17 protein-coding genes are annotated in these 18,505 nt (G+C 68.2%); 14 read left to right on the top strand and 3 right to left on the bottom strand.

What is annotated here, in order from left to right:
* Window positions 1–13 precede the first annotated feature (13 nt).
* Window positions 14–1,642 carry an ABC-F family ATP-binding cassette domain-containing protein gene (locus ACXPWS_RS17955; RefSeq protein ID WP_458707960.1) on the top strand — a complete coding sequence of 543 codons (1,629 nt, stop codon included), beginning with the start codon at window positions 14–16 and terminating at the stop codon, window positions 1,640–1,642.
* Window positions 1,643–1,737: 95 nt separating this feature from the next.
* Window positions 1,738–1,926, top strand: a complete 189-nt coding sequence (locus ACXPWS_RS17950; protein ID WP_458707959.1) for a helix-turn-helix domain-containing protein — start codon at window positions 1,738–1,740, stop codon at window positions 1,924–1,926.
* 6 nt (window positions 1,927–1,932) lie between these two features.
* Here ACXPWS_RS17950 and ACXPWS_RS17945 read toward each other — a convergent pair whose 3' ends face one another.
* Together ACXPWS_RS17945 and acnA are read right to left on the bottom strand one after the other, a co-directional pair.
* Complete coding sequence (locus ACXPWS_RS17945; protein WP_458707958.1) at window positions 1,933–2,499, bottom strand: TetR/AcrR family transcriptional regulator; 567 nt, start codon at window positions 2,497–2,499, stop codon at window positions 1,933–1,935.
* A 15-nt stretch (window positions 2,500–2,514) separates the two neighbouring features.
* Window positions 2,515–5,331: an aconitate hydratase AcnA gene (acnA, locus tag ACXPWS_RS17940; RefSeq protein ID WP_458707957.1), complete on the bottom strand. Its 2,817-nt coding sequence runs from the start codon at window positions 5,329–5,331 to the stop codon at window positions 2,515–2,517.
* A 161-nt stretch (window positions 5,332–5,492) separates the two neighbouring features.
* On the opposite strand from acnA, the gene ACXPWS_RS17935 reads away from it, so the two are divergent.
* The 9 genes from ACXPWS_RS17935 to ACXPWS_RS17895 all read left to right on the top strand — a co-directional run bounded on the left by ACXPWS_RS17935 (window position 5,493) and on the right by ACXPWS_RS17895 (window position 14,412).
* Window positions 5,493–6,056, top strand: coding sequence for an Rv1476 family membrane protein (locus ACXPWS_RS17935; protein WP_458707956.1), 564 nt, complete (start codon window positions 5,493–5,495; stop codon window positions 6,054–6,056).
* Between the two features lie 244 nt (window positions 6,057–6,300).
* Window positions 6,301–7,713 (top strand): NlpC/P60 family peptidoglycan endopeptidase RipA, encoded by a 1,413-nt coding sequence (gene ripA / locus ACXPWS_RS17930; protein ID WP_458707955.1) that lies wholly within the window; start codon window positions 6,301–6,303, stop codon window positions 7,711–7,713.
* Window positions 7,714–7,728: 15 nt separating this feature from the next.
* On the top strand, window positions 7,729–8,439 hold the full coding sequence (ripB, locus tag ACXPWS_RS17925) for an NlpC/P60 family peptidoglycan endopeptidase RipB (protein WP_458707954.1): 711 nt from the start codon (window positions 7,729–7,731) through the stop codon (window positions 8,437–8,439).
* Window positions 8,440–8,635: 196 nt separating this feature from the next.
* Window positions 8,636–9,784 carry a chaperone MoxR1 gene (moxR1, locus tag ACXPWS_RS17920; RefSeq protein ID WP_458707953.1) on the top strand — a complete coding sequence of 383 codons (1,149 nt, stop codon included), beginning with the start codon at window positions 8,636–8,638 and terminating at the stop codon, window positions 9,782–9,784.
* Complete coding sequence (locus ACXPWS_RS17915; RefSeq protein ID WP_458707952.1) at window positions 9,781–10,725, top strand: DUF58 domain-containing protein; 945 nt, start codon at window positions 9,781–9,783, stop codon at window positions 10,723–10,725. Before moxR1 ends, ACXPWS_RS17915 begins: the two co-directional genes overlap by 4 nt.
* A gap of 30 nt (window positions 10,726–10,755) precedes the next feature.
* Entirely contained in the window at window positions 10,756–11,763 is a 1,008-nt protein-coding gene (locus ACXPWS_RS17910; protein ID WP_458707951.1) for a VWA domain-containing protein, read from the top strand.
* 53 nt (window positions 11,764–11,816) lie between these two features.
* Window positions 11,817–12,557 carry a 3-oxoacyl-ACP reductase FabG1 gene (fabG1, locus tag ACXPWS_RS17905; protein ID WP_458707950.1) on the top strand — a complete coding sequence of 247 codons (741 nt, stop codon included), beginning with the start codon at window positions 11,817–11,819 and terminating at the stop codon, window positions 12,555–12,557.
* A 37-nt stretch (window positions 12,558–12,594) separates the two neighbouring features.
* A complete protein-coding gene (gene inhA, locus ACXPWS_RS17900) occupies window positions 12,595–13,404 on the top strand; it encodes an NADH-dependent enoyl-ACP reductase InhA (RefSeq protein WP_458707949.1) in 810 nt (269 codons plus the stop codon).
* A 3-nt stretch (window positions 13,405–13,407) separates the two neighbouring features.
* Window positions 13,408–14,412, top strand: coding sequence for a ferrochelatase (locus ACXPWS_RS17895; RefSeq protein ID WP_458707948.1), 1,005 nt, complete (start codon window positions 13,408–13,410; stop codon window positions 14,410–14,412).
* A 3-nt stretch (window positions 14,413–14,415) separates the two neighbouring features.
* On the opposite strand, the gene ACXPWS_RS17890 is transcribed toward ACXPWS_RS17895, so the two are convergent.
* Window positions 14,416–15,264: a hypothetical protein gene (locus ACXPWS_RS17890; RefSeq protein WP_458707947.1), complete on the bottom strand. Its 849-nt coding sequence runs from the start codon at window positions 15,262–15,264 to the stop codon at window positions 14,416–14,418.
* A 78-nt stretch (window positions 15,265–15,342) separates the two neighbouring features.
* Here ACXPWS_RS17890 and ACXPWS_RS17885 point away from each other — a divergent pair, with 78 nt between their 5' ends.
* From ACXPWS_RS17885 to ACXPWS_RS17875, 3 genes are all read left to right on the top strand, one after another.
* Window positions 15,343–15,774 carry an NfeD family protein gene (locus ACXPWS_RS17885; protein ID WP_458707946.1) on the top strand — a complete coding sequence of 144 codons (432 nt, stop codon included), beginning with the start codon at window positions 15,343–15,345 and terminating at the stop codon, window positions 15,772–15,774.
* 22 nt (window positions 15,775–15,796) lie between these two features.
* Complete coding sequence (locus tag ACXPWS_RS17880; protein ID WP_458707945.1) at window positions 15,797–17,035, top strand: SPFH domain-containing protein; 1,239 nt, start codon at window positions 15,797–15,799, stop codon at window positions 17,033–17,035.
* Window positions 17,036–17,175: 140 nt separating this feature from the next.
* Window positions 17,176–18,504 (top strand): hypothetical protein, encoded by a 1,329-nt coding sequence (locus tag ACXPWS_RS17875; protein WP_458707944.1) that lies wholly within the window; start codon window positions 17,176–17,178, stop codon window positions 18,502–18,504.
* Window position 18,505: the final 1 nt, after the last annotated feature.

Below are 18,505 nucleotides of genomic sequence, written 5' to 3'. Positions count from 1 at the left end.
AGGAGGTAGTTGCGTGATCACCGCAACGGACCTGGAGGTCCGCGCCGGGGCGCGCACACTGCTGTCCATCGAGGGCTCGGCGCTGCGCATCCAGCCGGGCGACCGGATCGGCCTGGTCGGGCGCAACGGCGCCGGAAAGACCACCACCATGCGCATCTTGGCCGGTGAGGGCGAGCCCTACGCGGGCAAGGTCGAGTCCACCGGTGAGATCGGCTACCTGCCGCAGGATCCCCGCGAGGGCGACCTGGACGTGCTGGCCCGCGACCGGGTGCTCTCGGCGCGCGGCCTGGACACCCTGCTGTCGGACCTGGAGAAGCAGCAGGTGCTGATGGCCGAGGTGGCCGACGACGCCGCCCGGGACAAGGCCGTGCGCCGCTACGGCGAGCTGGAGGAGCGCTTCGCCGCCCTGGGTGGCTACGCCGCCGAGAGCGAGGCCGGCCGGATCTGCGCCAGCCTGGGCCTGCCCGACCGGGTGCTCACCCAGCCGCTGCGCACCCTGTCCGGTGGTCAGCGCCGCCGGGTGGAACTGTCGCGCATCCTGTTCGCCGCCAGCGATACCGGATCGGGATCGGCCACCACGCTGTTGCTCGATGAGCCCACCAACCACCTCGACGCCGACTCCATCGGATGGCTGCGGTCCTTCCTGCAGAACCACACCGGGGGACTGGTGGTGATCAGCCACGATGTGGAGCTGCTGGCCGACGTGGTGAACCGGGTGTGGTTCCTCGATGCGGTGCGCGGTGAGGCCGACGTCTACAACATGGGCTGGCAGAAGTACCTCGACGCCCGCTCCACCGATGAACAACGTCGCCGCCGGGAACGCGCGAATGCCGAGAAGAAGGCGGGCGCGCTGCGGGTGCAGGCCGCCAAGATGGGCGCCAAGGCCACCAAAGCCGTTGCCGCCCAGAACATGTTGCGCCGTGCCGAACGGATGATCGCCGAGCTGGACGCCGAGCGGGTGGCCGACAAGGTGGCCCGGATCAAGTTCCCGACACCGGCCCCGTGCGGCAAGACCCCGCTGGTGGCCAAGGGACTGACCAAGACCTACGGGTCGCTGGAGATCTTCACCGGCGTGGACCTGGCCATCGACCGGGGCTCGCGAGTGGTGGTGCTGGGCCTCAACGGCGCGGGCAAGACCACGCTGCTGCGGCTGCTCGCCGGCACCGAGACACCCGACGCGGGTGGACTGGAGCCCGGCCACGGACTCAAGATCGGCTACTTCGCCCAGGAGCACGACACCCTGGAGAACGACGCGACGGTGTGGGAGAACATCCGGCACGCCGCCCCGGACACCGGGGAGCAGGACCTGCGAGGTCTGTTGGGTGCGTTCATGTTCACCGGGCCGCAGCTCGAGCAACCGGCGGGCACGCTGTCCGGTGGCGAGAAGACCCGGCTGGCGCTGGCCGGTCTGGTTGCCTCCACCGCCAACGTGCTGCTGCTCGACGAGCCGACCAACAACCTCGATCCGGCGTCCCGCGAGCAGGTGCTCGACGCGCTGCGCAGCTATCAGGGCGCGGTGGTGCTGGTGACACACGACCCGGGTGCGGCCGAGGCGCTGGATCCGCAACGCGTCGTGCTGCTGCCCGACGGCACCGAGGACTTCTGGTCGGCCGAGTACCGGGACTTGATCGAACTCGCCTGATATCGCGGCTCTTTGCCCGAAATTCACACATCAGGTTTGACCGCTTCTTAGGCTGTGTACCCGCGGGGATGTATTCGGTAGTGGGGAGACATCTGATGAACGAGAGCGACAGGTCGCGGGACCAAGTGCTGACAGAGCTGCGCACCGCCTACGAGCGCGGGGCCAGTATCCGATCGCTGGTCGCCATCACCGGCCGGTCCTACGGTTCCGTGCACAGCATGTTGCGGGAATCGGGCACCACGATGCGCAGCCGGGGCGGCCCGAACCACCGCAGGATCGGATAACCCCGCTCAGCCCCGCTGGCGCACCGACTCCTCGACGAGGTCCAGTACCGCGCTGAGGTTTTCGGTGGTGTCACCCGACGCCAGCCGGGCCACCAGTCCGTCGAGCACCAGATCCAGATAGTTCTGCAGAACCGGACCGGGCACATCGTCGCGCAGCCGGCCGGCCCGTTTCTGTTGGCGTAACCGCTCGGAGGTCGCGGCGGACAGTTCCGCGGACCGTTCCGACCACCCGGCGTGAAAGGCCGGGTCGTTGCGCAGCTTGCGCGCGATCTCCAGCCGGGTGGCCAGCCAGTCGAACTGCTCCGGTGCGGCGATCATGTCTCGCATCACCTGGATCAGCCCCTCGCGGGAGGCCACCTCGGCCATCCGCTCGGCGTCCTCGCGGGCCAGCTCGAAGAACAAGGTGTCCTTGTCGCGGAAGTGGTGGAAGATGGCGCCGCGCGACAGCCCGATGGTGTGTTCGAGCCGCCGCACGGTCGCCTTCTCGTATCCGTACTCCGCAAAGCACCGCCGGGCACCGTCGAGAATCTGGCGCCGGCGCGCCGTCAGATGGTCGTCGGTGACCCGCGGCATGTTGTGCGCCGCTACCTAGTTCGCCTTGAGCATGTTGCGCAGCACGTACTGCAGGATGCCGCCGTTGCGGTAGTAGTCCGCCTCGCCGGGGGTGTCGATGCGCACGACCGCGTCGAACTCCACCTTGCTGCCGTCTTCTTTGGTGGCCGTGACCTTGACCGTCTTGGGCGTCTTGCCCTCGTTGAGCGCGGTGATCCCGGAGATGTCGAAGGTCTCGGTGCCGTCCAGCTTGAGGCTCGCCGCCGATTCACCGGCGGGGAACTGCAGCGGGATGACGCCCATGCCGATCAGGTTCGACCGGTGGATGCGCTCGAACGACTCGGTGATGACCGCGCGCACCCCGAGCAGGGTGGTGCCCTTGGCCGCCCAGTCCCGTGACGAACCGGAGCCGTACTCCTTGCCGCCCAGCACCACCAGCGGGATGCCCGCGGCCTGGTAGTTCACCGAGGCGTCGTAGATGAACGCCTGCGGGCCGCCCTCCTGGGTGAAGTCACGGGTGTAGCCGCCGGACACGTCGTCGAGCAACTGGTTCTTCAGCCGGATGTTGGCGAAGGTGCCGCGGATCATCACCTCGTGGTTGCCGCGCCGCGATCCCAGCGAGTTGTAGTCCTTGCGCTCCACACCGTGCGCGTCCAGGTACTGGGCCGCCGGAGTGCCCGGCTTGATGGCGCCGGCCGGGCTGATGTGGTCGGTGGTCACCGAATCACCAAGCAGGGCAAGCACTCTGGCGCCGGTAATGTCCTTGACCGGCTGCGGCTCGGCGGGCATGCCGTCGAAGTAGGGCGCCTTGCGGACGTAGGTCGAGTTCTCGTCCCATTCGAAGGTGTTGCCCTCCGGGGTCGGCAGGCTGCGCCAGCGCTCGTCACCCTTGAACACGTCGGCATAGGAGTCGGTGAACATCTCCCGGTTGATCGAGGACGCGATGGTCTCCTCGATCTCGGCCGCGGTGGGCCAGACGTCTTTCAGGAAGACGTCGTTGCCGTCCTGGTCCTGACCGAGCGGATCGGATTCGAAGTCGAAGTCCATGGTGCCCGCGATGCCGTAGGCGATCACCAACGGCGGCGAGGCCAGGTAGTTCATCTTCACATCGGGGGAGATGCGGCCCTCGAAGTTGCGGTTGCCCGAGAGCACCGCGGTCACCGAGAGGTCGTTCTCGTTGATGGCGGCCGAGATCTCGTCGGGCAGCGGACCGGTGTTGCCGATGCACGTGGTGCAGCCGTAACCGCCCAGGTAGTAGCCCAGCTTCTCCAGGTAGGGCCACAGACCGGCCTTGTTGTAGTAGTCGGTGACCACCTGCGAGCCGGGTGCCATGTTGGTCTTCACCCACGGCTTGGAGGTCAGCCCCTTCTCCACGGCCTTCTTGGCCAGCAGGGCTGCGCCGATCATCACCGTCGGGTTGGAGGTGTTGGTGCACGACGTGATGCCGGCGACGACGACCGCACCGTGATCCAGCACGAAGTCGCCGCGCTCGTCCGAATGGACCTGCACCGGCTTGGTCGGCCGGCCTTCGGCGCCGTTGGCCGCGGACGGCCGCGCGTCGACCGCGCCGTCGTCGGCGAAGGACAGCGACACCGAATCGCTGGCCGGGAAGGATTCGTCGACGGCCTCGTCCAGCTTCGTCTCCGGCGCCGGGTGGTTCTCTTCGACGTAGTTGTGGATGTCCTTGCGGAAGGCATTCTTGGCGTCGGTCAGTTCGATCCGGTCCTGCGGACGCTTGGGACCCGAGATCGAGGGCACCACGGTGGACAGGTCCAGTTCGATGTACTCGGAGAACGCCGGCTCGTGATCGGCGTCGTGCCACAGCCCCTGGGTCTTGGCGTAGGCCTCGACCAGGGCGAGCTGCTCCTCGGTGCGCCCGGTCAGCCGCAGGTAGTTGATGGTCTCCTCGTCGATCGGGAAAATCGCTGCGGTGGAACCGAATTCGGGGCTCATGTTGCCCAGCGTGGCGCGGTTGGCCAGCGGCACCTCGGCCACGCCCTTGCCGTAGAACTCGACGAACTTGCCGACGACGCCGTGGCGGCGCAGCATGTCGGTGACGGTGAGCACCACGTCGGTGGCGGTCACGCCGGGCTTGATCTCGCCGGTCAGCTTGAAGCCGACGACGCGGGGGATGAGCATCGAGACGGGCTGGCCCAGCATGGCCGCCTCGGCTTCGATGCCGCCGACGCCCCAGCCCAGCACGCCCAGGCCGTTGACCATGGTGGTGTGGCTGTCGGTGCCCACACAGGTGTCGGGGTAGGCCTTACCGTTGCGCACCATGACCGTGGGGGCCAGGTATTCGATGTTGACCTGGTGCACGATGCCGGTGCCGGGCGGGACGACCTTGAAGTCGTCAAACGCGCCCTGACCCCAGCGCAGGAACTGGTAGCGCTCGCCGTTGCGCTCGTATTCGAGTTCGACGTTGCGCTCGAAGGCGCCGGCATTGCCGAAGACATCCAGGATCACCGAGTGGTCGATGACCAGTTCGGCGGGGGACAACGGGTTCACCTTGTCCGGGTCGCCACCGAGTGCGGCGACGGCTTCACGCATGGTGGCCAGGTCGACGATGCACGGCACACCGGTGAAGTCCTGCATGATCACCCGTGCCGGGGTGAACTGGATCTCGATGCTCGGGTCGGCCGAGGGATCCCAGTTGGCGATCGCCTGGATGTGGTCTTTGGTGATGTTGGCGCCGTCTTCGGTGCGCAGCAGGTTTTCGGCGAGCACCTTGAGGCTGTAGGGCAGTTTCTCGGTTCCGGGTACCGCATCCAAACGGTAGATCTCGTAACTGTTGTCCCCGACCGTCAGTGTGTCGCGGGCACCAAATGAATTGACCGAATCTGTGCTAGTCACATCAACTCCCGGTTAGTCATCGCCGCGACGGGCTGTGTCGACGGCGCCGATAATCCTAACAGTACGCTTGTCCTGTGAATCGCCCGAGGGGCGGTTTCAGTCTTGTCTCCTCGCGCGCGTGGTGCCAGTCGGTTGGGTGAATTTCCAGTACCGTCTGGCACGTGACGATCGAGTTCGCGCCCGCCTACATCCCGCCCGATGTCTGTTCCACCGTGGGCCTCGGCCTGACCACACCGGTGGATCAGTGCATGGCGCAGGTGCTGGCCGATGTCCGCGAGGACGGGGTGAGCGCACCCGCGTCCGCCGACCCCGCCGCGTTGGCACAGGTGGTGGCCGACGCCAAAGGCAAGGGGATCGACCTCAAGCTGGTGGTGCTGCCGACGAGTCCGCCGATCGACACTCCGCTGCGCGATATCGCCGACCAGGTCGGCACGTCCTACCCCGGATCGACCGTGCTGGCGATCAGTCCGGGGTTCGCCGGTACCTACAGTCCTGTTTATGACCGGGTCACCTTGGAAGCCGGTCAGGATTTGGCCAAAACCGGCAACGCCGTCCAATCTTCGAAGAATTTCGTCACGCAGTTGTCGACCCCCGACTTTCCCTGGACGCCGTTTACCATTGCGCTCGTGCTAGGGGTAGCTGTGGCGGCGGTCGGTGCGCGCTTGCTGCAGGTTCGCGCGCGGCGCCAGGTAGCTGGCGAGATCGCTGCCGACTCCGTCGAGTAATAGCGACGGGAAAGTCGGCGAATTCGAATATCACCGTTCGGTCACGGTGCTTTCAATTACATTCGTGTAATTTGTTACTAAAGTTTCTTTAGCGCCCGCTGTGACGTACGGTGCCAACAGTGCCTGTTGTTGCACCTGTGGTTCATGTGGCCCATGTGGTTAGGGAACCGGCCGCAGATCCGACTTTCAGACACTGCGTGACGTGCCGTGACGTTCGCGTCGAGCCCTAGGAGACTTTGGTCCAATGAGACGCACCCCTGGCGCCTCCCGGCTGTGCGGTCGACTGTGCGCAATCCCGCTGACCTTCGGCGTGCTGCTGGCGGGGACGATGCCGAATGGCGCCATTTCGAGCGCTGAACCGGCCAATCCGGAGGGCATCGCGAGCCTGGTCGCGGCCGTCGCCGACGTCGACCAGAAGCTGCAGGATCTCGGCGCGGCCGTGCAGACCCAGCAGGAGAGCGTGAACAAGGCCCTCGTCGAGGTGCAGAACGCGCGGGACAACGTCACCGCCGCACAGCACAAGCTCGAGGACAGCAGGCGCGGTGTCACCGAAGCCGACGCGCGGATCGCCGACGCCCAACAGCGTTTCGACCACTTCGCCGCGGCCACCTATGTGAACGGCCCGTCGGCCTCCTACCTGACCGCGGCCGACCCGGCCGAGGCGCTGCGCACCGCGGCCGCCGGCCAAGCCCTGACCATCAGCTCGCAGCAGGTGATGACCGACCTGCAGAAGGCCCGCACGGAGCGGGTCAACCAGGAGTCTGCCGCCCGGCTTGCCAAGGAGGCCGCCGACAAGGCCGCGGTCGACGCGCAAGCCAGCCAGGACGCCGCCGTGGCCAGCCTGACCCAGGCACAGCAGACCTTCGGCACCCAGCAGCAGGAACTGGCCAAGCTGACCGCAGAACGCAGTGCGGCGCAAGCGAAGCTGGCCGCGGCGCGCCCCCAGCCGGCTCCCGCCCAGGCCGCCGCCGGCGCACCCGCACCGACGTCGACCGCCGGACCGTCGGCCGCCGACTGGGACCGCGCCCCGGCAAACGCCGCGAAGCCCGAGGCCAGCCAGTGGGACACCACCCTGCCGATGGTCCCCAGCGCCTTCGTCAGCGGCGATCCGATCGCGGTCATCAACGCGATCCTCGGCATCATGAACACCTCGGCCCAGTTGACCGCGAACATGGGCCGCACCTTCCTGCAGAAGCTCGGCCTGATCCCCACCCCGACCGGCTACACCAACGGCGCCATCCCACGGGTGTACGGGCGCCAGGCCTCGGAGTACGTGATCCAGCGCGCCATGGCGCAGATGGGCGTGCCGTACTCGTGGGGTGGCGGAAATGCCGCCGGTCCCAGCCGGGGCATCGACTCCGGTGCCGGGACAACCGGTTTCGACTGCTCGGGGCTGATCCTGTACGCCTTCGCAGGCGCGGGCATCAAGCTGCCGCACTACTCCGGTTCGCAATACGACATGGGCCGCAAGATCCCGTCCTCGCAGATGCGCCGCGGCGACGTCATCTTCTACGGCCCCGGCGGCAGCCAGCACGTCACCCTCTACCTCGGCAACGGGCAGATGCTCGAGGCGCCCTACACCGGGTCCAATGTGAAGGTCTCCCCGGTGCGTACCGGCGGCATGACACCGTACGTCATCCGCTACATCGAATATTAAATCGTAGGGATCTCCGTGTTCTCCAAGCGCTCCAAAGCCTTTCGACTCAAGCTGGCCATCGCCTCGGTGCTCGCGGGGGCGGCGTTGGTGGCCGGCGCGGTGGCGCCGGCGGCGGCCGCACCCGACGACGGGCAATGGGATCCGACCCTGCCCAAGACCGTCAGTTCCGGCGCGCCGGGCGACCCGGTGGCGATGGCAAACGCGGGCTTCCAGGTGAGCAAGATCGCCCTGGAGACGACGTCCAATCTGGGGCAGCAGTTCCTGCAATCCATCGGCTTGGCGCCCAAATCCGCGGCGGCCCTGCCGGGCGGGCGGGTGCGCGGCCCACAGGCCATCGAATACGCCATCCGCCGCGCCGGCTCGCAGATGGGCGTGCCGTACTCCTGGGGCGGTGGCACCCTCACCGGTCCAGGGCCGGGCGTCGACTACGACGCGGGCAAGATGGGCTTCGACTGTTCGGGCCTGACCCGGTACGCCTTCGCCGGGGTCGGGGTGCAGATCCCGAAGTACTCCGGCGACCAGTACAACACCGGCAGGGCCATCGCGCCGTCCCAGGCCAAGCGCGGAGACCTGATCTTCTACGGGCCCGGCGGCAGCCAGCACGTCGCGATCTACCTGGGCGGCGGCAAGATGCTGGAGGCCTCCGGAAGCGCGGAGAAGGTGACCATCAGCCCGGTGCGGATGGCCGGGATGTCGCCGCACCTTTCGCGCATCATCGAATCCTGATCGACACCCGCGCAACCTGAGGACAGCCTGAGCAGGGCACCCGGGGCGTCGACGGATCCACAAGTGCCTGGAATAGTTGACGGCGGGCGTGTCGCCGCAGCGGCGGGCGCCCTGGTAGTCCAGGGTTAACCAGCACGAGGTCCCCGCCGGGTCACAGGCCGGCCGGGTACACACAACGACTGTGGGAGGAAGCTAGATGACGTCACCGAGTGGGCCGCCGCAGGGCGCCGGAGGCTACCCAGGCCCGGCCCCGACGCAGGGCTACCCGCCCGGAGCGCCGACGCAGACCTCCGCCAACGCCTCGAACAATCCGGGGCTGCAGAACGAAGTGCACACCCTCGAACGCGCCATCTTCGAGGTCAAGCGCATCATCGTCGGCCAGGACCAGCTGGTCGAGCGGATGCTGGTCGGGTTGCTGGCCAAGGGCCACGTGCTCCTCGAAGGCGTGCCCGGCGTCGCCAAGACGCTGGCCGTGGAGACCTTCGCCAAGGTGGTCGGCGGCACCTTCGCGCGCATCCAGTTCACCCCCGACCTGGTGCCCACCGACATCGTCGGCACGCGCATCTACCGGCAGGGCAAGGAGGAGTTCGACATCGAGCTCGGCCCGGTGGTGGTCAACTTCCTGCTCGCCGACGAGATCAACCGCGCGCCGGCCAAGGTGCAGTCGGCCCTGCTCGAGGTGATGGCCGAGCGCAAGATCTCGGTCGGCGGCAAGACCTTCCCGCTGCCCAGCCCGTTCCTGGTGATGGCCACCCAGAACCCGATCGAGCAGGAAGGCGTCTACCAGCTGCCCGAGGCGCAGCGGGACCGCTTCCTGTTCAAGCTCAACGTCGACTACCCGTCGCCGGAAGAAGAGCGCGAGATCATCTACCGGATGGGCGTCAAGCCGCCGGAGCCCAAGCAGATCCTCAACACCGGCGACCTGTTGCGGCTGCAGGAGGTGGCGGCCAACAACTTCGTACACCACGCGCTGGTCGATTACGTGGTGCGGGTCGTCACCGCCACCCGCGAGCCGGAGAAGTTCGGCATGCCCGACGCCAAGGCGTGGATCGCCTACGGCGCCTCACCGCGCGCCTCGCTGGGCATCATCTCGGCCTCGCGCGCGCTGGCGCTGATCCGCGGCCGCGACTATGTCGTGCCCCAGGATGTCGTCGAGGTCATCCCCGACGTGCTGCGGCACCGGCTGGTGCTCACCTACGACGCGCTGGCCGACGAGGTCTCCGCGGAGACCGTGGTCAACCGCATCCTGCAGACCGTGGGCCTGCCGCAGGTGAATGCCATTCCGCAGCAAGCTCATTCGGCTCCTCCGGGGGTTCCTGCAGCGGCGGCGGCCGGCGGTCGGTGACCAACTCGTCCGGCCGCACCGTCGATCTGCCGTCGCTGCGGCGCGGTGAGATCCGTGACCCGCAGCTGTCGGCCGCGCTGCGCAAACTCGAGCTCACGGTGCGCCGCAAGCTCGACGGGGTGCTGCACGGGGATCACCTCGGGTTGATCCCCGGCCCGGGATCCGAAGCCGGCGAGTCCCGGATGTACCAGCCCGGTGACGATGTGCGCCGGATGGACTGGTCGGTGACCGCCCGCACCACCCATCCGCACGTCCGGCAGATGATCGCCGATCGAGAGCTGGAGACCTGGCTGGTGGTCGACGTGTCGGCCAGCCTGGACTTCGGCACCGCGGGCTGTGAGAAACGTGATCTCGCGGTGGCGGCCGCCGCCGCGATCGCGTTCCTCAACAGTGGCGGCGGTAACCGGCTGGGCGCGTTGATCTCCAACGGCGACACCTTGCGGCGGGTACCGGCGCTGTCCGGCCGGCTGCACGAGCAGGAACTTCTGCGCGCCATCGCGACCACACCCCAGGCGCCGCCCGGGGTGCGCGGTGACCTGGCCGCCACCATCGACGCGCTGCGCCGCCCGGAACGCCGGCGCGGGATGGCGGTGATCATCAGCGACTTCCTCGGCCCGATCGACTGGATGCGTCCGCTGCGTGCCATCGCAGGCCGGCACGAGGTGCTGGGCATCGAGGTCATCGATCCGCGCGACGTCGAGTTGCCCGATATCGGCGATGTGATCCTGCAGGACACCGAGACCGGCGTGACGCGCGAGTTCACCATCGATGCCAAGCTGCGCGACGACTTCGCCGCGGCCGCCGCCGCGCACCGCGCCGAAGTGGCCCGCACGCTGCGCCGCTGCGACGCACCGCTGCTGACCTTGCGCACCGACCGGGACTGGATCGCCGACGTGGTCCGGTTCGTTGCCAGCCGGCGCCGCGGCGCCGCTGCCCGATAGACGTACCGAAACGGAAATGACAAGTCGCACATGAACTTACCGCTGCTCGGGCCGATGTCTCTGACGGGTTTCGAACACAAGTGGTTCTTCCTGTTCCTGCTGGTGATCGCCGGGCTGGTCGGGCTGTACATCGTGGTGCAGCTGGCCCGGCAGAAACGCATCCTGCGCTTCGCCAACATGGAACTGCTGGAGAAGGTGGCGCCCAAACAGCCCACCCGCTGGCGTCATCTGCCCGCCGTCCTGCTGGTCGCGTCGCTGCTGCTGTTCACCGTCGCGATGGCCGGGCCCACCCATGACGTCCGGATCCCGCGCAACCGGGCCGTGGTGATGCTGGTGATCGACGTGTCGCAATCGATGCGGGCCACCGACGTGGCGCCCAGCCGGCTGGTCGCCGCGCAGGAGGCGGCCAAGCAGTTCGCCGATCAGCTCACCCCCGGTATCAATCTCGGGCTGATCGCCTACGCCGGAACCGCCACCGTGCTGGTCTCGCCGACCACCAACCGCGACGCCACCAAGAACGGCATCGACAAACTGCAGCTGGCCGACCGCACCGCGACCGGCGAGGGCATCTTCACCGCGCTGCAGGCCGTCGCCACCGTCGGCGCCGTCATCGGTGGCGGGGACGAGCCACCGCCCGCGCGCATCGTGCTGATGTCCGACGGCAAGGAGACGGTGCCGTCCAACCCGGACAACCCCAAGGGCGCCTACACCGCGGCGCGCACCGCCAAGGACCAGGGCGTGCCGATCTCGACGGTGTCGTTCGGCACGCCGTACGGCTACGTCGAGATCAACGACCAGCGCCAGCCGGTGCCCGTCGACGACGAGATGCTCAAGAAGATCGCCGACCTGTCCGGCGGCGAGGCGTTCACCGCCTCCAGCCTCGAGCAGCTCAAGGCGGTGTTCACCTCGCTGCAACAGCAGATCGGCTACGAGACCATCAAGGGTGACGCGAGCATGGGGTGGCTGCGCCTCGGCGCCCTGGTGCTGGCGGTGTCCGCGCTGACCGCGCTGCTGATCAACCGCAGACTGCCCGGCTGAGTGCGACCACCGCGATTTCGGCGAACAGCAGGCGAGACGATAAGTTTGCGGTCATGAGTGACAGTGCAGCCACCACCCGGCCGGCTTTCGTACCGCGTTCCGTACTGGTCACCGGCGGCAACCGGGGCATCGGCCTGGCCATCGCCCAGCGGCTGGCCGAGGACGGGCACAAGGTGGCCGTCACGCACCGCGGGTCGGGCGCACCCGAGGGTCTGTTCGGGGTGGTGTGCGACGTCACCGACAACGAGGCCGTCGACCGCGCCTTCAAGGAGGTCGAGGAGCACCAGGGCCCCGTCGAGGTGCTGGTGTCCAACGCGGGCATCTCCCAGGACGCGTTCCTGATGCGGATGACCGAGGAGCGGTTCGAGAACGTCATCAACGCCAACCTCACCGGCGCGTTCCGGGTGGCCCAGCGAGCCTCGCGCAGCATGCAGCGCAAGCGCTTCGGCCGGATCATCTTCATCGGTTCGGTCTCGGGCATGTGGGGGATCGGCAACCAGGCCAACTACGCCGCCGCCAAGGCCGGCCTGATCGGCATGGCCCGGTCGATCTCGCGGGAACTGTCCAAGGCCGGCGTCACCGCCAACGTCGTCGCGCCCGGTTACATCGACACCGAGATGACCCGCGCGCTCGATGAGCGGATTCAGGCCGGCGCACTGGAATTCATCCCGGCCAAGCGGGTCGGCACCGCCGAGGACGTCGCCGGCGCGGTCAGCTTCCTGGCGTCCGAAGACGCGCGCTACATCGCAGGCGCCGTGATCCCGGTCGACGGCGGCATGGGTATGGGGCACTAGAACTTCTCGAAACCGCGCGAACAGTAAGGACTTTCACATGGCAGGCATTCTCGAAGGCAAGCGCATCCTCGTCACGGGGATCATCACCGACAGCTCGATCGCGTTCCACATCGCCAAGGTGGCTCAGGAGGCCGGCGCCGAACTGGTGCTCACCGGGTTCGACCGGCTCAAGCTCATCCAGCGCATCGCCGACCGGTTGCCCAACCCGGCCCCGCTGCTGGAACTGGATGTGCAGAACCCCGAGCACCTGGACTCGCTGGCCGGCCGGATCACCGAGGTGATCGGCGAGGGCAACAAGCTCGACGGGGTGGTGCACTCGATCGGCTTCATGCCGCAGACCGGGATGGGCGTCAACCCGTTCTTCGATGCCCCCTACGAGGACGTCGCCAAGGGCATCCACATCTCCGCATACTCGTATGCGTCGCTGGCCAAGGCCACCCTGCCGGTGATCAATTCCGGTGGTTCCATCGTCGGCATGGACTTCGACCCGACCCGTGCGATGCCGGCCTACAACTGGATGACGGTGGCCAAGAGCGCACTGGAATCGGTGAACCGCTTCGTCGCGCGTGAGGCCGGGCCGTTCGGGGTGCGGTCCAATCTCGTTGCCGCAGGACCGATCCGGACCCTGGCCATGGCCGCCATCGTCGGCGGCGCGCTGGGCGCCGAGGCCGGTGACCAGATGCGGCTGCTGGAAGAGGGCTGGGACCAGCGCGCACCGGTCGGCTGGAACATGAAGGATCCGACGCCGGTGGCCAAGACCGTCTGCGCGCTGCTGTCGGACTGGCTGCCCGCCACCACCGGCAGCATCATCTACGCCGACGGCGGCGCCAGCACCCAGCTCCTGTAACGCATGGAGTTCGACGCGCTGCTGTTGCTGTCGTTCGGGGGACCCGAAGGGCCGGAGCAGGTCATGTCGTTCCTGCAGAACGTCACCCGCGGGCGAAACATCCCACCCGAACGGCTGGCCTCGGTGGCCGAGCACTATCTGCATTTCGGCGGCGTGTCACCGATCAACGGCATCAACCGGGCGCTGCTCGAGCAGCTGCGCCTGCAATTGCCGGATATGGCGGTCTATTTCGGCAACCGCAACTGGGAGCCCTACGTGGAGGACACCGTCACCGCCATGCGCGTCGACGGGGTGCGCCGGGCGGCGGTGTTCACCACCTCGGCCTGGGGTGGCTACTCCAGTTGCAGGCAGTACGTCGAAGACATCGCCAGGGGCCGGGCCGCGGCCGGGCCGGGCGCGCCCGAACTGGTGAAGTTGCGCCAGTATTTCGACCATCCGTTGATGATCGAGATGTATGCCGAATACGTCTCGCAGGCTTTGCGTTCCGCGTCCCCGGGATCGCGGCTGGTATTCACCGCACACTCGATTCCGGTCGCCGCCGACGAGCGGTACGGCCCGCGGCTCTACAGCCGTCAGGTCGGCTACACCGCCGGCCTGGTGGCAGCCGCGACCGGCGTGTCCGACTACGACCTGGTGTGGCAGTCGCGGTCCGGGCCGCCCCAGGTGCCGTGGCTGGAACCCGATGTGGCCGAACATGTTCGGGTGCTGGCCGGGCGCGGCGTCGGCGCGGTCACGGTGTGCCCGATCGGTTTCGTCGCCGATCACATCGAGGTGGTGTGGGATCTGGATTGCGAGCTGCGCGAGGTCACCGACGAGCTCGGCGTGGAGCTCACCCGGGTGGCCACCCCCAACGCCGACCCCCGCTACGCGCGGCTGGCCGTGGAGCTGATGTCGGAGCTGCGTGACGGCCGTGCGCCCGACCGCGTCGTCGGCCCAGATCCGGTGCCCGGCCACGGAATCAGCGTGGACGGGGCGCCGTGCGCGCTGACCTGTCCGCGCGAGCTCTGAGCGTCAGCGCCGCCAGGCCGAGTACATGATCGCGCCGACGGCCGCCAGCCGCGCCGTGCGCACCACCGAGGACAGCGGCCGCAAGGTGTCGCTGGCGATCTGCATCGCCGACGAACTCTGTAGTCCGATCGGCATCAGGCCGGAACTGACGGTGATGATGGCGTCCACGTGGGCCGCGTTCTCCAGCACCCGCAACGCCCGCTCGGGGGCGTGATCCGGAGCGCGGTGCAGCCGGCCGGCCTCCAGTAGCTGTTCCACCATGCCGCGGGGGTCGTCGACGTCGGCGGCGCCGGCGCCGGCCCGCAGCGCCCCGAGCGCATCGGCGGCCGAACGCACCGCCGAGCGCAAGGTGAACTCGGCGTCGCCGAGATCGAGGTGTTCCGCGACGCCCGGTGCCGGAACCGAGTACACCGTCCAGGCAAGGGAAATGGGGTCGGGTTCGTAGTCCGGGTCGTCGAGATCCTCGTAGTCGAATTCGGGTACCAGCCCGACCGCGCCGGCCGGGTCGCTGCCGACGATGATGGCCTCGCCGACGGTGATGGCATCGCGCTGGAACTGCGTGCCCGCGGGCAGCCCACGAACATCGCCGGGGACGGGCAGTACCAGTGCCAGTGGCGGAGTGCCCGCGGGTGGGCCCGCGGCGGTGCGCATGGTCTGCAACAGCGACATGGTGCCGGAATGGAACAGGTCGGGCCAGGGCAGGCCGGTGCAGCCGGCGGCCACCGAGTCGTAGGCGGTCACCGAATGCTTTGGTGCCCATTGAGATAACGCGTCCAGCACGTCATCGGGCGCGGCAACTCCCGCAAGCCAGGAATTGACCCACACCGTCAGAGAAGCACTCGGGCACCACATGATGCTCGCAGTGTAATTGCTGGTCTGACATACGGCCTGATTGCCCGCGGCCGGGTCGTGAAACGCTAGTCTTCTGCTATGCCCGCACTGATCTGGCTGGTCGCAGCACTCGCCTTCGCGGGTGCCGAGGCACTGACGGGTGATTTCTTCCTGCTCATGCTCAGCGGCGGAGCGCTGGCCGCCACCGGGACCAGTTTCTTCTTCGACTGGCCGATCTGGGCCGACGGTGCGGTGTTCCTGGTCGTATCGGTGCTGTTGGTGGTGCTGGTGCGCCCGGCGCTGCGGAAGCGGTTCACCGCGGGTACCGGGCTGCCGGAACCGGCCAAGGCGTTGGAAGGCAAGAGCGCGCTGGTGCTGGACAAGGTGGCCCGCCACGAGGGCCAGGTGAAGCTTGACGGCGAGGTCTGGACGGCGAGGCCCCTCAACGACGACGATGTATTCGAGCCCGGTGACCACGTCACCGTGATCCGGATCGACGGTGCCACCGCGGTCGTCTACAAGACCATCTGATCCCCTCGGGAAGGAACTCGCCATGGAAGGTGCTGTCGCCGGCCTCGTGCTGTTGGCCGTACTGGTGGTGTTCGCCATCATCGTCGTCGCCAAATCGGTCGCCCTGATTCCGCAGGCCGAGGCGGCCGTCATCGAGCGGCTGGGCCGCTACAGCAAGACGGTGTCCGGTCAGCTGACCCTGCTGCTGCCGTTCGTCGACAAGATCCGCGCCAGGGTGGACCTGCGCGAGCGGGTGGTGTCCTTCCCGCCGCAGCCGGTGATCACCGAGGACAACTTGACGGTCAACATCGACACCGTCGTCTATTTCCAGGTCACCAACCCGCAGGCCGCGGTCTACCAGATCAGCAACTACATCGTCGGCGTCGAGCAGCTGACCACCACCACGCTGCGCAACGTCGTCGGCGGGATGACGCTGGAGCAGACCTTGACCTCCCGCGATTCCATCAACGGTCAGCTGCGCGGGGTGCTCGACGAGGCCACCGGCCGATGGGGTCTGCGCGTCGCCCGCGTCGAGCTGCGGTCGATCGATCCGCCACCGTCGATCCAGGAGTCGATGGAAAAGCAGATGCGCGCCGACCGGGAGAAGCGCGCCATGATCCTGATGGCCGAAGGCAGCCGGGAAGCGGCCATCAAAGCGGCCGAGGGCCAGAAGCAGGCCCAGATCCTTTCGGCCGAGGGCGCCAAACAGGCCGCGATCCTGGCCGCCGAGGCCGACCGGCAGTCCCGGATGCTGCGCGCCCAGGGTGAGCGGGCCGCCGCCTACCTGCAGGCCCAAGGTGAGGCCAAGGCCATCGAGAAGACGTTCGCCGCGATCAAGAACGGCAGGCCCACCCCCGAGATGCTGGCCTACCAGTACCTGCAGACCCTTCCCCTGATGGCCAAGGGCGAGGCCAACAAGGTGTGGCTGGTGCCCAGCGACTTCGGTTCGGCGCTACAGGGTTTCACCAAACTGCTCGGTGCACCCGGCGAGGACGGCGTGTTCCGCTACACCCCTTCGCCGACCGACGACACACCGGTCAAGGACGACGACGACGAGGTCGCCGACTGGTTCACCACCCAGACCGACCCGGAGATCGCCAGGGCTGTCGCGCGCGCCGAGGCCGAGGCGCGGTCCACCACGCCGCCGCTGGGCAGCAACACCGCGGCTCCGGCCACGCTGCCGCCCGGCCCGGCGCCGGGAGTCGAGGACACCACGCAACAGCTGTCCGGTGGTCAATTCGGCCAGCCGCCCTACAACCCGGGTGGTTCGCACCGCGCCTAGCGGCAGGTGTCAATTCGCGCAGATTTCGCTGAACAGATCGATAATTTGTCCGCGGTGACATATCTTGTGAGTGCCGACAGCCCGTCATAGTGAATGCGGCCGGTCTTCGGCGACCGTCGAAACAGGGGTACGAGGGACAAATGCCAATGACGCGTATGCGCAGTGCTGCCGGCGTGTGCGTGTTGTCGGCCACCCTGTTCCTGGGCTCAGCGGCCGTCGCCGTCGCCGACACCGGCAGTGAGGGCGGGGGATCGTCCTCGCAGACGAGCACCGGTGGCACCGAGTCGTCGTCGCCGACGTCCTCCGGCTCTGCGACGTCCATCACCAAGAATGTGCGGCCGGGTGCCGTCCTCGCCGGCGCCATCCAGGATCGGGTGCGCACCACCGTGCGCGACTTCACCGGGGCCCTCAACGGGCTCGGCCAGCACCAGGTGCCGAAGGTCACGATCTTTCCCAAGCCGCGCACCCAGCAGACGGCCACCGACAGCTCCACGGTGAGTGCGACGGCGCCGACCGGCTCGACCGAACCGAGCGCGCCGGTGGACGACCCGACGACGCCGCTCACCGACCCCGCCACCCCCCTGGCTACCACGCTGGACGCACCGGCCTCGACGAGTCCGGCAGCCACTTTCCCGACACTCAAGGTGACACCGCCGCCGGTGTCCAAGCTCGCCGCCTCGCTGACGGGATCGATGAACTCCGCGGCCAATTCCGCCAAGGACGCGATCGATGCGCTTCCGGCTCTGCTGGCGTCGCTGCCCACCTCGACCAACCCGGTCGGAGACGTGCTCGCCACGGTGCAATCGGTGCTCACCTCGGTGGGTGAATCGGTGACCACCATCTCCGAGATCCCGGGTGACCTGTCGACGCTGCTCGGCTTCCCGCCGTCCACGGCGCCGACCGCGACCATCGGTGGCACTGCGGGAGCGCTGCGGACGGCCCCCGCCCCGGCCACCGCATCGCCGATCGACCTGCTGCCGGCCATGCTGGCCCAGGCGCCGGCCGTCACCTCCGGGGGCAGCGCCGCGGGACCTGTCACGGCACCGCCCGCCTTCGCCGGCACCGTCGCGGCCGGCCTCAGCCAGGAACTGGCCAACACCGCGCCGCTGTCACTACACGGCGTCAGCTCGGCCGGTTCGACCGCCTCGGTCCTGGAGCGCGCCGTCAGCAAGATGCTGGTGCCGGTGTCCATCGCGGCACTGGCCGCGCTGGCCCTGCCCGGTGTCGGCGGTCTGCTGGTGGTGAGCGCGCTCGGCGTGCGCATCGGCTACCGCCAGGCCAAGGCCAACTTCGTGTTGCAGGCCTCGGGAATCTCCCGTTTCGCCGGCCCCGGACCGTTGGGCGTCGTGCGCTCGGGTTCGTTCATCTCGCTGCACGAGCGCACTGGGCGCACCCGGGTGGCGCGCACCGGCAGGCCGGCCACCGCGCAGTTGCGGGCCGTCCGGTCGGTGCTCGACCGTGCCGCTTAAG

It is taken from the genome of Mycobacterium sp. BMJ-28 (assembly GCF_054404835.1).
Note: the sequence above shows the minus strand (reverse complement) of the source record. Positions and strands in the feature narration are given on the sequence as shown.